This is a genomic window from Streptomyces sp. NPDC028419 (assembly GCF_055565515.1).
In genome coordinates, this window is the sequence record NZ_JBVHUE010000011.1 from 36671 (window position 1) to 50526 (window position 13856).

11 protein-coding genes and 1 pseudogene are annotated in these 13856 nt (G+C 75.0%); 6 read left to right on the forward strand and 6 right to left on the reverse strand.

From position 1 onward, the window contains the following. Positions 1–9 precede the first annotated feature (9 nt). Complete coding sequence (locus ACZ4UB_RS15075; protein WP_468070471.1) at positions 10–786, reverse strand: bestrophin-like domain; 777 nt, start codon at positions 784–786, stop codon at positions 10–12. Between the two features lie 61 nt (positions 787–847). Then, positions 848–1381 (reverse strand): hypothetical protein, encoded by a 534-nt coding sequence (locus ACZ4UB_RS15080; RefSeq protein ID WP_468070472.1) that lies wholly within the window; start codon positions 1379–1381, stop codon positions 848–850. A 293-nt stretch (positions 1382–1674) separates the two neighbouring features. On the opposite strand from ACZ4UB_RS15080, the gene ACZ4UB_RS15085 reads away from it, so the two are divergent. Next, positions 1675–2997: a M20/M25/M40 family metallo-hydrolase gene (locus ACZ4UB_RS15085; RefSeq protein ID WP_468070613.1), complete on the forward strand. Its 1323-nt coding sequence runs from the start codon at positions 1675–1677 to the stop codon at positions 2995–2997. Continuing rightward, positions 2994–4550, forward strand: coding sequence for a YfcC family protein (locus ACZ4UB_RS15090; RefSeq protein ID WP_468070473.1), 1557 nt, complete (start codon positions 2994–2996; stop codon positions 4548–4550). The genes ACZ4UB_RS15085 and ACZ4UB_RS15090 overlap by 4 nt, the downstream gene beginning before the upstream one ends. A gap of 81 nt (positions 4551–4631) precedes the next feature. On the opposite strand, the gene metG is transcribed toward ACZ4UB_RS15090, so the two are convergent. Then, a complete protein-coding gene (gene metG / locus ACZ4UB_RS15095) occupies positions 4632–6350 on the reverse strand; it encodes a methionine--tRNA ligase (RefSeq protein WP_468070474.1) in 1719 nt (572 codons plus the stop codon). Positions 6351–6604: 254 nt separating this feature from the next. Then, on the reverse strand, positions 6605–8551 hold the full coding sequence (locus ACZ4UB_RS15100; RefSeq protein WP_468070475.1) for a hypothetical protein: 1947 nt from the start codon (positions 8549–8551) through the stop codon (positions 6605–6607). A gap of 331 nt (positions 8552–8882) precedes the next feature. Here ACZ4UB_RS15100 and ACZ4UB_RS15105 point away from each other — a divergent pair, with 331 nt between their 5' ends. From ACZ4UB_RS15105 to ACZ4UB_RS15115, 3 genes and pseudogenes are all read left to right on the forward strand, one after another. Then, positions 8883–9482 (forward strand): RNA polymerase sigma factor, encoded by a 600-nt coding sequence (locus ACZ4UB_RS15105; RefSeq protein ID WP_468070476.1) that lies wholly within the window; start codon positions 8883–8885, stop codon positions 9480–9482. Positions 9483–10399: 917 nt separating this feature from the next. Next, positions 10400–11119, forward strand: a pseudogene (locus ACZ4UB_RS15110) (IclR family transcriptional regulator domain-containing protein); the annotation flags it as partial. A 319-nt stretch (positions 11120–11438) separates the two neighbouring features. After that, positions 11439–12014, forward strand: coding sequence for a TetR/AcrR family transcriptional regulator (locus tag ACZ4UB_RS15115; protein WP_468070477.1), 576 nt, complete (start codon positions 11439–11441; stop codon positions 12012–12014). Between the two features lie 37 nt (positions 12015–12051). On the opposite strand, the gene ACZ4UB_RS15120 is transcribed toward ACZ4UB_RS15115, so the two are convergent. Then, entirely contained in the window at positions 12052–12591 is a 540-nt protein-coding gene (locus ACZ4UB_RS15120; protein ID WP_468070478.1) for a GNAT family N-acetyltransferase, read from the reverse strand. A gap of 50 nt (positions 12592–12641) precedes the next feature. After that, positions 12642–13412, reverse strand: a complete 771-nt coding sequence (locus ACZ4UB_RS15125; protein WP_468070479.1) for a LysR family transcriptional regulator — start codon at positions 13410–13412, stop codon at positions 12642–12644. Between ACZ4UB_RS15125 and ACZ4UB_RS15130 the strand changes: the two genes are divergently transcribed. After that, positions 13308–13799 (forward strand): cupin domain-containing protein, encoded by a 492-nt coding sequence (locus ACZ4UB_RS15130; RefSeq protein ID WP_468070480.1) that lies wholly within the window; start codon positions 13308–13310, stop codon positions 13797–13799. The genes ACZ4UB_RS15125 and ACZ4UB_RS15130 overlap by 105 nt on opposite strands. Positions 13800–13856: the final 57 nt, after the last annotated feature.

The window sequence follows — 13856 nt, forward strand, 5'->3', positions numbered from 1 at the left end:
CCTGCGCGGCTACTTGCCGAGGGCGAAGGCCAGCGAGGGGAACAGGTCCTGGAACGGGGCCGCCGAATCGATTCCCTCCCGGCCGTAGGGGGCGTCGAAGCTCCACACCATGAACAGCAGGAAGACGATCAGCCCGCTGAAGAGCCCGGCCAGCAACAGTTCCCGTCCGGAGCGGCGGATCTGCAGGGTGAAGATCAGCCCGATGGTGACCAGGCCGCCGGCGAGCAGCCCGAACCAGATCACGCCCGGCAGGGTGGCGCCCGAACTCTGGGTGCGCGAGTGGCGGGCGTCGTCCGCGCTGGCGATCTGGTCCAGCAGCGGCTGGTAGGCCTGCGCCTGGAGTTCGGTCGCCGGGTTCTGGTGGGTGACGTCGCTGCGCAGGGTGCCCAGCAGGGCGGCGCCCTGGGGGGAGGAGTTCGCGCCGGAGGTCAGCAGCGGCCAGTCCACGTTGACGGTGTGCGTGACGTACGCGTCCACCTCGCCGCGGATCCGGTCGCGCACCGGCGCCGGGTAGACGTCGGCGCGCTGGGTCACCTCGTACAAGGACTGCGCCTCGCGGCGCACGTTGTCCTCGGCGGCGCCGCGCGCCTCCCAGACGCCCGCGATGGCCAGGCCGAGCACGATCGCGTAGACCACCCCGACCATCATCGTCATGTACTCGATGACGTCGGGGGTTTCGCTGGTGTCCTCGTCGGCGGCGACGCGGCGGTGCCGCAATGCGGTGCAGGCGAGGACGAGCGCGCAGACGAGCGCCATCGCGATGGCCAGGACCAGCCATTCGGACATGCGGGATCTCCCGTGGTGTGGATCGGTCGGTGGTTCGGGCGGTGCGGCCGGGGGCTACGGCTCAGGCGGTGCCGCTGCGGCCGCTGCGCCCGCGCGGGCGCAGCACGGCGGCCGCGAGGACGGCCGGGGTCGTGACGACGACCAGGAGCATCATGGTGGACATCCCGCCGGCGGCCGGTCGTCGGAGGGCCACGGGACGGTACGGGCGCACGTGGAACCCGGCCGTCGGCAGCGCCGCGGCCCGGGCGACGGGCGCGGGACCGGGCGCCGCGGGGTCCGGTGCGGCCTGCGGTGGCTCCGGCCGCGCCGCCACGGTCGCGGGCCGGGGCACGGCGGCCGGGCTCGGGGTGACGGCGGGCTCCGGCGCGGGCCGGGCCGGATGCCGGACGGTCGGCCCGGCGGGACCCGGCAGGGCCCCGCGGACGACGGCCGTCGCGGAGGGTCGGGCCGCGGGCGTCGGCGGGGCCGCGGGCTTGTGCCGGGCGGGCACGCACAGGTCCGCCCGAGCGCCCGCGGGCGGCACGTCCACGTGTCCCTGGAGCGGACAGCAGGCGACCACCAACCCGGCCCCGGCGAAGTACTGCCAAGCGGTCACCGCGCTGCCTCCTCGTCGTGCGTGCTCTCGGCTGAAGAAACGATTACGGGACGGCTTCGATACGCGGTGGATCAGTCAAGGTCGCCACCACGGGGTCGACTTCCGGCCATCCGGACCGCAGGACCCCGCCGGGCCCGGCCCCCTTCACCCGCCCGGCCCATTCCGCCACGGCACCCCACCCGCCCCCGGCCCATCATCGAGGGAGCAGAACCGCAGCTCAGCGGTGGTGAGAGGGACGGTGCCGGGTGGAAGCGAGCGATCGGGAAGACCTCGGAGCGCGGGTCGATGCGCTGATGGACGGCCTGGTGGCCGATCTGGAACGGCTGGCGGCGATCCCCTCGATCGCCTTCCCCGGCTACCCGCCGGAACCGGTCGAGGAGGCGCACGACCTGATCGTCTCGCTGCTGCGGGACGCGGGCGTGACGAAGGTGGAGCGCATCGACCTGCCCGACACCGCCCCGGTGATCTACGCCGAGATCCCGCCCCCCGACCCGGACGCCCCCACCGTGCTGCTCTACGGGCACTACGACGTCCAGCCCGCCGGCGCCCCGGGTCTGTGGCTGTCCCCGCCCTTCGAACCGACCCCGGTCCCCGGCGGCCTGCGGGCGCGCGGTATCGCCGACGACAAGTCGAACGTGATCGCGCACCTGGGCATGCTGCGGGCCTACGGAGGCCGGCCGCCCGTCGGGATCAAGATGGTGATCGAGGGCCAGGAGGAGTACGGCAGCGCCTTCGACGACTACCCGCCCACCGACCCCGGCCGGTTCGCGTGCGACGCGATGGTGATCGCGGACCTCGGCAACCTCCGCCCCGGCACGCCCACCCTCACCACCGGGCTGCGCGGCGCCTGCGAGGTCACCGTGGAGGTCCGCACCCTCGCAGAGCCCCGGCACAGCGGGGAGTTCGGCGGCGCCGCCCCCGACGCGCTGCTGGTCCTGCTGCGGGCCCTGGGCACGCTGCACGACGACGCGGGTGACGTGGCCGTCGCCGGCCTGCGGCGGGACCCGTGGGACGGCACGACCTACACCGAGGAGGAGTTCCGGGACCTGGCCTCCGTCAAGGGCGACCTGCCGCTGATCGGTACGGGCTCGCTGGGCGAGCGGCTGTGGAGCGGACCCGCGATCACCGTGATCGGCCTGGACGCCCCGAGCGTGGACCACGCGGCCTCGGCCGTGGTCCCCTACGCCCGGGCCAAGCTGAACCTCCGCTTCCACCCGCACCAGGACCCATTGGAGGCGCGGGCCGCCCTGGTGTCGCACCTGCGCGCGCAGCGCCCCTTCGGCATCCCCCTCACCGTCACCCCCGGGGACACCGGCCCCGGTTACGAGGCGCGCACCGGCGGCCCCGCCTACCGGGCGGCGCTGACCGCGCTGAAGGAGGCCTGGGGCTCGGAGGCCTCGTACGTCGCCACCGGCGGCTCGATCCCCCTGGTCAACGGCCTGGCCAAGGCGGCCCCCGGGGCCGAGGTGCTGCTCTTCGGCGCGCAGGACAGCATGTGCAACCTGCACGCGCCCAATGAGCGCGTGCTCTTCGCGGAGCTGCGCAACACCGTGGTCGCGATGGTCGCCTTCCTGCGCGAGTACGCCGCGGACCACCGCGCGGGAGGCACCCGGTGAGCGCCGCGAGCCCGGCCCCCACCCCCGCCGAGCCCGAGCTGGAGCCGGGGGCCGGGGGCGAACCGCCGCCCGCGCGGAAGTTCGCCTTCCCCAGCGCGCTGACCATCCTGGCCCTGGTCACGGTCGCGATCTGGCTGCTGGCCTTCCTCATCCCCTCCGGCCAGTACGACCGCAACGACAGCGGCGCCCCGGTCGCGGGCACCTACCACCGGGTCCCCGGCACGCAGAGCTTCACCGACCGGCTGAACGACCTCTTCCTCGCCCCGGTCAACGGCCTCTACGGCCTCCAGGACACCACCACCGGCCAGGTCGGCCCGAGCCTGACGGGTGCGCTCTACGGCAGCGCGGGCGTCTTCCTCTTCGTCCTGGCGATCGGCGCCTTCATCACGGTGGTCTTCGCGACCGGCGCCCTCGACCGGGGCATCGCCCGCCTCGCCCACCGGCTGCGGGACCGCGGCGCGCTGCTGATCGCCGCCGTGATGGTGGTCTTCGCCGTCCTCGGTACGGTGGAGGGCTTCGCGGAGGAGACCCTCGGCTTCTACGGCCTGCTGGTGCCGATGATGCTGGCCCTCGGCTACGACCGCCTCGTGGCCGTCGGCGCCTCGATCCTGGGCGCGGGCATCGGCGTCCTGTGCTCCACGGTCAACCCGTTCGCGACCGGCGTGGCCTCCTCGGCCGCCGACATCTCCTTGGGCGACGGGATCGTGCTGCGGTTCCTGATGTGGATCGTGCTGACGACGGTGACGGTCCTCTACGTCATCCGCTACGCGAAGCGGGTCCAGAAGGACCCGACCACGTCCCTGTGCGGCTTCCTGCCCGGGGACCAGGAGCAGAAGGCGACCGGCGACGAGGTGGCGGAGCCGGAGCTGACCCGGCTGCACAAGACGGTGCTGGTGCTGCTGGTCCTGGTCTTCGCCTTCATGATCTTCTCGGTGGTGCCCTGGTCGAGCGCGCTGACCGGCAAGGCGGACGCGACGCCGTACGGCTGGGAGCTGGACTGGTCCTTCCCGCAGCTCTCGGCGCTGTTCCTGTGCGCGGCCGTGCTGGTGGGCCTGGTGGCGCGGATGGGCGAGGCGAAGCTCAGCTCCACGATCATCCAGGGCGCCGCCGACTTCATCTCGCCCGCCCTGGTCATCATGCTGGCGCGCGGGGTCACCGTCATCATGAACAACTCGAAGATCACCGACACCGTGCTGCACTCCATCGAGGGCGTGGTCAAGGGCACCTCGTCCGGGGTCTTCGCGGTGATCGTCTTCCTGGTGAACCTGCCGCTGGCCTTCCTGATCCCGTCCACCTCGGGCCACGCCACCCTCGCCATGCCGATCCTGGCCCCGCTCGCCGACTTCGCGGGGGTCTCCCGCGCGGTGGTGGTGACGGCCTGGCAGTCGGCCAGCGGCTGGATGAACCTCTGGGTCCCGACCACCGCGGTGACCATCGGCGGCGTGGCCCTGGCCAAGGTCGGCTACGACAAGTACCTGCGCTTCGTGTGGCCGCTGCTGGCGATCCTCTTCGTCCTGATCTGCGGCTTCGTGGCACTGGGCGCGGCCTTGTAAGTACCGCGGGCGCACGCGAAGGGGCGCGGCCACCGTGTGGTGGCCGCGCCCCTTCGCGTCGGACGGGTGGTGCTCCGGGCCTCAGGCCGCGGCGTCGCTGCCGCCGAAGCGCTCGCGGTAGGACTCCAGGTCCTCTTCCGTGATCTTCGCGAAGAGCACCGGCGGCACGGTGAACGGGGTGCCCGCGGGGACCGCGTCCAGCGACTTCGCCTGCTCCGGGGTCACCCAGGTCGCCGTGTCGTCGGCCAGCTCGAAGGCGGAGCGCATGGCGCGGGTCGAGGCGGGGATGAAGGGCTCGGAGACCACCGAGTAGAGGTGGATGAGGTTCATCGCGGTGCGCAGGGTGAGCGCCGCGCCGTCCAGGTCGGTCTTGACCTCCAGCCAGGGGGCCTTCTCGTCGAGGTAGGCGTTGCCCGCCGACCACAGGGCGCGCAGCGCGGCCGCGGCCTTGCGGTACTGGAGCGTCTCCATGTGGCCCTCGTACTCGGCCAGCAGTTCGGCGATCTGCTCGCCGAGGCGGGCCTCCGCCTCGCCGGCGGCGCTGCCCGCGGGGACCTCGTCGCCGAACTTCTTGCGCGAGAAGGTCAGCACGCGGTTGACGAAGTTGCCGAGGGTGCCGCCGAGGTCCTTGTTGACGGTGGAGGCGAAGTGCTCCCACGTGAAGGACGAGTCGTCGGACTCGGGAGCGTTGGCGATGAGGAAGTAGCGCCAGTAGTCGGCGGGCAGGATCTCCAGCGCCTGGTCGGTGAAGACGCCGCGCTTCTGCGAGGTGGAGAACTTGCCGCCGTAGTAGGTCAGCCAGTTGAAGGCCTTGACGTAGTCGACCATCTTCCACGGCTCGCGGACGCCCAGCTCGGTGGCGGGGAACATCACGGTGTGGAAGGGGACGTTGTCCTTGGCCATGAACTGCGTGTAGCGCACGTCCTCGGCCTGGTACCACCACGACTTGTAGTCGCGGTTCGCCGAGTCGGCGTCCGCCCACTCCTTGGTCGCGGCGATGTACTCGATCGGGGCGTCGAACCAGACGTAGAAGACCTTGCCGTCGGCGGCCAGCTCCGGCCAGGTGTCGGCCGGGACCGGCACCCCCCAGTCGAGGTCACGGGTGATCGCGCGGTCGTGCAGGCCCTCGGTCAGCCACTTGCGGGCGATGGAGGAGGCCAGCTGCGGCCACTCCTCCTCGTGCTCGGCGACCCAGGCCTCGACCTCGCCCTGGAGCTTGGACTGGAGCAGGAAGAGGTGCTTGGTCTCGCGGACCTCCAGCTCGGTGGAGCCGGAGATGGCCGAGCGCGGCTCGATCAGGTCCGTGGGGTCCAGGACGCGGGTGCAGTTCTCGCACTGGTCGCCGCGGGCCTTGTCGTAGCCGCAGTGCGGGCAGGTGCCCTCGACGTAGCGGTCCGGCAGGAAGCGGTCGTCGACCGGCGAGAAGACCTGCCGGATCGCGCGCTCCTCGAGGAGGCCGTTCTCCTGGAGCCGGCGCGCGAAGTGCTGGGTGATCTCGCGGTTCTGCTCCGAGGAGCTGCGGCCGAAGTAGTCGAAGGACAGCTCGAAACCGTCGTAGATCGCCTTCTGCGCGTGGTGCGCCTGCGCGCAGAACTCGGCGACCGAGAGTCCGGCGGCCTTGGCGGCCAGCTCGGCGGGGGTGCCGTGTTCGTCGGTGGCGCAGATGTAGAGGACCTCGTGGCCGCGCTGGCGCAGGTACCGGGAGTACACGTCCGCCGGAAGCATCGACCCGACCATGTTGCCCAGGTGCTTGATCCCGTTGATGTAGGGAAGCGCGCTGGTGATCAGGTGTCGAGACATCCTCGGATGCTCCATTTCATACGTGCGGCGTGTGAAGGATCGTGAAGGGGCTCATCGTATCGAACCGACGAAACGCCACGTGCCGCATTTTCAGGGGGTGGGCCTTACACGAAAGCGAGGGCTGTGACCTCTGCGTCACCGCCCTCGCGCTCGCGGTCATGCTACAGGAGCGCTGATCACGCCCCGGCCGGCCAGGGACCGGCCGGGCGGGGGTCGGGCCGCGCGAGCGGAGCCGCGCGGCGGCGGATCTCCGGTCAGTCGCGGCCGCCGCCGGCGCCGTCGAGGGCCGTGATCAGGGCGCCGCTCGCGAGGCGGGCGGTCAGGGTCACCGGCGCTCCCTCGGGGCCGGCGGGGGCGGTGAGGCTGCGGCCGGTCGCCTCCGCGCGGACCGCGCCGGTGGCCGTGATGGACGCCACCTCCCGGCTGCCGGCGGCCAGTTCGTACCAGTGTCCGGCGGCCGTCTTCCACCGGGTGCCGACCAGGAGGTGCTGGCCGAAGCGGCCGCAGGCGGCGGTGGAACGGGCCCGGGCCACGTCCTGCGCCGGGCCCGCGGGCGGCCGCAGCCGGACGGACACGTCGCCGGGCCCGGCCCAGCCGGAGGCCCGGGTACAGGACCAGACGGCCCGGCCGCCGCCTTCGGGCAGCTCGGACGCGGCGAAGTCCCAGACGTTGACGGCCCGCACCGCGCCCCCGCGCAGCTCCCGCAGCCCGCAGGCGAGCGGCGCCCACGCGGCGCGGGCGGCGGGACCGGTCGCCTCCCTGGGCTGGCGCGCGGGCACGGCGTTCGGCCCGTCCGGCAGGGGCGTGTAGGTCAGGTGTACGGGCGACAGCGCGCCGAGATCGGCGAGCACGAAGGAGTGCTTCTCGACGATGCGGGTGGACGAGGTCAGTTCGAGTACGGGCCAGCCGGCGCAGGGTCCCGAGGCCCCGGGCACCGCAGCGGCGGCGGTGACCCCGTCGGCGGCCACGGCCAGCGGCTTCCCGGCGTCCGCCGGCCGCAGCAGGTCCACGGTGGCGGCCGTGGCGATCCAGGGGGCCAACAGGTAGCGGACCCGGCCGCCCGCCCGGCTCACCGCGAGGGCGCCCGCGGTGGTCACCCCGGCCTCGTCGGTACGGGCGAAGTCGAGCGCCCGCTCCCGCGGCCCGCCGGCGGCTTCGCCGTAGCGCACCACCCGGTCGGCGTCGAGCAGGAGCACCACCGCCCTGCCCTCGACGTCCCCGGCGTACAGCAGCTGAGGCGGCCGCCCCGGCGGGTCCGTCGGGGTCCCGGGTGCGGCGGTCACCGGCACCCGCGCCGATCTGCTGGCCCAGGCCCCCAGCGCCCGCGCGAGCAGTGCCCGGTCCCCCGCCCGCGCGCCGCGGGCGGGCCAGGCGGTGAAGTCGACCCGGGCCGTGTCGGACCAGGCGGCGGCCGGGATCCGCACCAGCCGGTCCGGGTCGAGCGCCCCGGCGGCCACGGCTCCGGCGGCGGGCCGCACGTCCGGCCCGGGCGGCGCCCCGTCGGCGACCGCGACCCCGGCGACCAGGGCCAGTACGGCCGCGGCCGCCCATCCGACCCGTACCCGGCGGCGTCGGCGCAGCAGGTCGGTGGGCCGGGTGTTGACCACGCAGGCGTCGAACTCCGTGGACCGCAAAAGCGTTTCGCCGACGGGCAGGGCCAGGGCCAGGCGCACGCTCCGCGCCGGGTCCGCCACTCCCGCGGCGGCCAGCACCCGGACCGTCCCCGCCTCGGCGAGCCCGTCCAGCCGGTGCAGCACGAAGGCCGCGCGGACCGCCGCGGGCACCCCGCCGAGCAGCCGGGCCGTCTCGTCGATCCCGCCCGCCGGGGGCCAGAGCCTGAGCCCCCACACGAAGGGGGGCGCGGGTGGCCATCCCCACCGGGCCAGGGCCGTCCCGGGCCGGCCGCCGGGGGCCAGCGCGGCCCGCAGCACGCGGGCCCGCACCTCCCCGAGCGGCCCGCCGGGGCCGGGGGGCGCGCCCGAGCCGTCGGGTGCGCCCCCCGGACGCCCCGGCTCGTCACCGGCGCGCGCCCGGGGCAACCCCCGCTGCACCGCCCGGTGCGCGCGCAGCACCCGGGCGTGCCGCCCGAGGCCGTCGGGGAGCGTCAGGTAGGCGAGCCGTACCAGGTGGGGGTACTGCTCGACGAGGACCGCCTCGGCTGCTTCGACGGCGGTGGAGCCGAATCGCTGTGATGTGCCCACGGTCCGACAAACGAGTGAATCTTGGGATGGTCACACGCCGCGCCCACGGGCCCACCGACCGGTCGCCGGCGGCCCGTGGACGAGCGCCCCGGAAGGCGCCCCGGCGCCGCCGGTCCGGCGCCGACCGGGCCCGACCACGGGAAACGTTCGTCGGCATATGCGGAACCGACAGTTCGTCGCGGTGCCGATCGAAGTCGATCACGAAACGCTCCGCATCGGACGGGCCGTCAACAGCTTTCCCCCGCTTCGCCCGCGGCCTTCTCGCGGCCGTGCGAACGCTGGCAGGGTGGGGGCGAGCACCTCCAGTGCCATGAGGGGGAGAGGTGGAGCGGTGAGCGATGGCGGACCGGAGGAATCCGGTGGGGCGGTGGGTCTGCCCAGCCGACGGCAGCGGCCGGCGACGCCGATGAGCCAGTGGGACACGCGGGCGCGCCTGTCGTACTGGGCCTTCCACACCGACCGGCGGCCCTCCTACATGAGATTCGCCTACCTCCAGCTGGGCTCCGACACCGATGCGGAGAACGCCGTCGACGCCACCTTCGACGCGATCATGAACGAGTGGCTCCGGATGCTCCACATGGACCGGTTGGAGGCGTACGCCTGGACCGTCCTCAAGCACCGCATCGTCGACCAACAGGGCAAGCGCGACCGGCGGCCGCGACCCATGGACATCAGCGCCTTCGAGGCCGCGCTCAAGGACGCCGCCGTCGATCCGTACGAGGTGCTGACCGACAGCATCCAGTTCTACTCGGCGGTCTCCCGGCTGGCCGAGCGGCAGCGCGACGCCGTGCTGCTGCGCTACGGACTGCACTGCACCACCGGCGAGGCCGCCCGCGTGATGGGCGTCGAGGAAGCCACCGTCCGCTCCCACCTCACCCAGGCGCGCCGCAGGCTCACCCGGCTCCTCGGCGGAGAGGACGGCGCGCCATGAGCCCCCACGGCGAGCACGCGGACCCCGCCGAGCTCCCTGGTCCCGTCGACCTACCGGTCCGCGCCGACCGGGCGGATCGCGGCGCCGGTGACCGCGGCGAGCACGCCCGCACCCTGGAGCACTTCCTGGCCCGCGCCCGGGTCCCGGACCGCTACCCGCACTACGACCTCGGCGCCGCCGAGACCCGGCTGCTGCTGCGGACCCGGGCCGCGGCCCGGGCCGCCGACGCCCGCGCCCGCCCGGGGCCGCCGGGCTGGAGCGATCCCGCGCGGGACCGGCCCGTGGAGGCCGAACAGGCCCGGCGCGACCTCAAGGCGGTCAGCCTGGCCGTGGTCTGCGGGCCCGGAGCCGGCGCCCGGCTGGGCGAGTTCATCGCGACCCGGCACGGCGACCCGCCCGGCGCCCTGGTCTTCGGCTGCCTGCTGCACCTCGCCGGACTGCGGGACGGCGCCCGCTTCTGGTGGCAGTTCGCGGCCGGTTCCGGCGCCGCGCACACCGGCTCCGCCGCCTACTGCCTCTTCCTCGACCACTCCCGGCGCGGCGAACACCAGGACGCCCGGATCTGGGCGGCCGAGCTAGCCCGCTCCGGCTACCTGCCCGGGGGGCCGCGCGACCTGCGGGAGATCCGGCTCTGCGCGCAGGCCCGGGTGCTGCGCCACGTCGACCAGTTCGAGGACGTCGACCTCGGCCCGGTGCCGCTGCCCCGCCCCGGCCTGCCCGAGGTGCTGCCCGCCTTCCTGCCCACGGCCCCGGCCCGCGAGCCGGACCCGGCGGCCGGATCCGACCCGCGGCCGGCCCCCCGGGCCCGGGCGGACGGCGACCCCGCTCCCCTGCCCCTTCCGGTACGCCGCCCCCCGCCGCCCCCGGCCGCGCGGCGCCGCGGGCCGGGCCCCGCGGACCCGGACGCCACCGGCGCCCTGGCGCGGGCGCGGCGCGCGCTGGCCGTCGTGGGCGTCCTCGAACGGCACCCGCTCGGTGTCGACGCCGCCCGGATCGGGCGGGAGGCGGGGCTGGTCGCCGCGGAACTCGGCCCGGTGCTGGCCATGCTGTGCGAGGAGGGGTACGCCTGCCGCCCCGCGGCGGGCGTCTACGGGCGGGGCCCCGCACTCGACCGGCTCGGCGCCCCCGGCGGGCACGGGCTCGCCGCCCAGCTCCAGCACACCCTGGCGCTGGCCCGGGACAGCGCGGGCGCCGCCTTCTACTTGAGCCGCTACGCCGAGGGCGAGGTCCGCATCACGCAGATGGCCGAGGGGCCCGGCACCCCGCCCGTCGACGAGTGGGTCGACTTCGGCGCGGCGGCCCACGCCAGCGCGGTCGGCAAGTGCCTGCTCACCCAACTCGACCGGGACGGTCGGGCCGACCACGTGGCGCGCCACCGTCCCGCCCGGCTCACCGCGCGGACCATCACCGACAGCCGGGTGCTCTTCCACGCCCTGGACGCGCTGGCCCCGGGAGAGCCGGTCTTCGACCTCAGCGAGTACGCCCCCGGCGTGGTCTGTTCGGCGGTCGCGCTCGCGACCGGCGGCGCGGCGAGCAGCCTGGCCCTGTCCCTGCCCGCGGGGCACGCCCACCGGCTGGGCGCCGCCACCGCCACCCTGCGCCGCAAGGCGGTACCGGTGTTGCTCGCCCTGCTCCTGTCGGGCGCGATCCCCCCGGACGGGGCGGCCGTGCGGGTCGAGCCGGATTCGCCCGCACGGACCCTGCGCCACCTGCGCAGCGTCTTCCGCACCCCGCACACGCGCGCCACCGCCTCGCCGGGGCCCCACCTGGTCAGCGATCCGGCCACCGAGGCGGCCTACCTCTTCGACGCGAGCCCCCGTTCGCGGGGCCGTGACGGCCCGGCCCTCGCCCTCCCCCGCACCTTCGCGCCCCTGCCGCCACTGGGTCCGGGCGGCGACCTCGTCGTGCTGCACACCTGACCGGGTCCGCCGGTCGCCCCGGGTAGGGTGTCGGATTGTGGCTGACCGTCGAACATCGATCATGGAGGGTGCCGCGCGGGTGATCGCCCGACGCGGTGTGCGCGGGCTGCGCGTGGAGGAACTCGCCGCCGAGGCGGGCGTGTCCACCGCGTTGATCTACTACCACTTCAAGGACCGCGCCGGAATCCTGCGCGCGACGCTGGAGTTCATCAACGACCGCGCGGGCCGCTACACGACGGAGCGCTCGCCCGACCTCCCCCCGCTCGACGCCCGCGGCGAGCTGGAACAGACGCTCCTGCTCGAACTGCAGGACGCGCCCGACGTCCGGGAGAACAGCACGGCCTGGGGCGAACTGCGGGCGTGCGCCGTCTTCGACCCCGATCTGCGGGACGATCTCGCCCGGGCGACCCGGGTGTGGGTGCGGGAGGTCGCCGAACTGGTCGGCCAGGTCCGCCCGATGGCTCCCGAGGCGGCCCTGTCCGGCGCCGCCGAGCGGCTGACGGCCCTGGTGGAGGGGCTGAGTTCGCGCTGGCTCAGCGGCAGCCTGCCGCTGCCGCACGCCCGCGACCTGATGGCCTCGGCCATCACCGCCGAACTGGACCGCCTGGGCTGAGCCCTCCCGGGCCGTCCCGCGGGGCCCGTCGCGGGTCTCAGGCCGCTGCCGGGCGGGGCAGGCGGAAGAGCACGTTCGGGCGGAGCGGGCCCTCGGGCGCGTCGGGGTCGTCGAAGTCGTCGGCCGGATCGCGGGTCATGCCGATCCTGCGCATCACCGCCTGGGAGCGGAGGTTGGTGGCCGTCGTCACGGCGAGCACCTCGGGGAGCTCCAGCACGTCGAAGGCGTGGGCCAGTACGGTCAGCGCGGCCTCGGTGGCGTACCCGTGCCCCCAGGCCGACCGGGCGAGGCGCCAGCCGATCTCCACTCCGCCGAACGGCAGCCCCTCGTCCACCTCGTCCAGGCCGGCGAAGCCGATGAACTCGCCCGTGGCCCGGACCTCGACGGCCCACCAGCCGTAGCCGCGCCGCTCGAAGCCGGCCTCGAAACGTGCCACGGAGGCGTCGCTCCCCTCCCGGGTGAGCACCTCCCCCAGGTGCTCGCGGACGGCGGGATCGGCGTTCATCGCCGCCCACGGTTCCCGGTCGGCGGCGCGCCAGCGGCGCAGGATGAGGCGGTCGGTGTGCAGTGCGTCCATGCCGCCCAGCCAACGCGATCCCCGGCTCCGGGACAAACCCTTTTCTACGATCAGTGCGTGTCGGCCGCCGCCGCCAGGAGGTGGCGAAGCCCGGGGCCGGGCGGGCCGGCCGGGGACGCACCGCCGAGGGCGGCGCCGACCGCTCCCGTCACCAGGTCGTGGAAGGGGGCGTTGCGCTCCCGCTCGGCCAACCGCAGCGGCAGGCCGGCCAGGTCCGCGATGGCGGGCAGCGCCAGCGCGGCCGCCGGGTGCCGGGCGGGCAGGGCGACGTACAGCGGGTCCTCCCAGAGCGGGATCGGCTCCAGGCCCCGGGCGGCGGGCACGGCCCGCACGAGTGCGGCGTCGAGCGTGCCCCCACGGACCCCCGCCAGCCGGTCCGCGACCGGTGACCCGGCGACCCGTACCCGCAGTTGCGGTGCCCGCTCCGCCAGCCGGGCCAGCAGCCGGTACACCCGGTCCCCGGGCCCCCGTACCGTGCCCAGCCGCAGCGTCGCGGTGTCGCCGGCGGCGAGCTCGGCGGCGATCCGCCGGGTCCGGTCGGCCGCGGCGAGGACCTCGCGCGCCTGCGGGAGCAGCCGTTCGCCGGCCGCGGTGAGGGCGACCCGGCGGGTGGACCGCTCGAAGAGGGCGAGGCCGAGTTCGCGTTCGAATGGGGGTGTCGAAGCGGTTCGAGGAGGTGCGCGGTGTGCGCGAGGTCCAGGAGAGGAGCTCCGGCGATGGAGAGGGAGACGGCGACGGACGGGTCGGGACGGGGCGCGGCCGGGGCCGGGGCCGCGGTGGTCATGCGGGCCGAGGAGGCCGAGTACGTACCGCTCCCGCACGGCGGCGGGTTCACCCTGCTGACGGACGGCGGTCCGCTCGGCGCCAACCGGCTGGCCCTGGGGCCGGGCGCGCCCGGCGCCGGATGGCACTTCCACGCCCGCTCGACGGAACTCTTCCACGTGCTCGCCGGGACGGCGGAGTTCCGGCTCGGCGAAGCCGTCGAGGTGGTCGGCGCGGGCGGTACGGTGCTGATCCCGCCCGGCCTGCCGCACGCCTTCGGCGCCGGCCCGGGCGGCCCGGCCGAACTGCTGGTCGTGCTCGGCCCGTCGGTACGGCGGTTCGACTACTTCCGCACGCTCGGCCGCGTCCAGCACGGCCTGCAACCCTTCGATGACCTCCTCCCCGAGCAGGACCGCTACGACGTCCACTTCGTCGATCGGCCCTGATGGCGGCCGCCCTTCCGCCCTCGGCTACTCTGCCGTAGCCGCGCGCCCGGGGGGGGG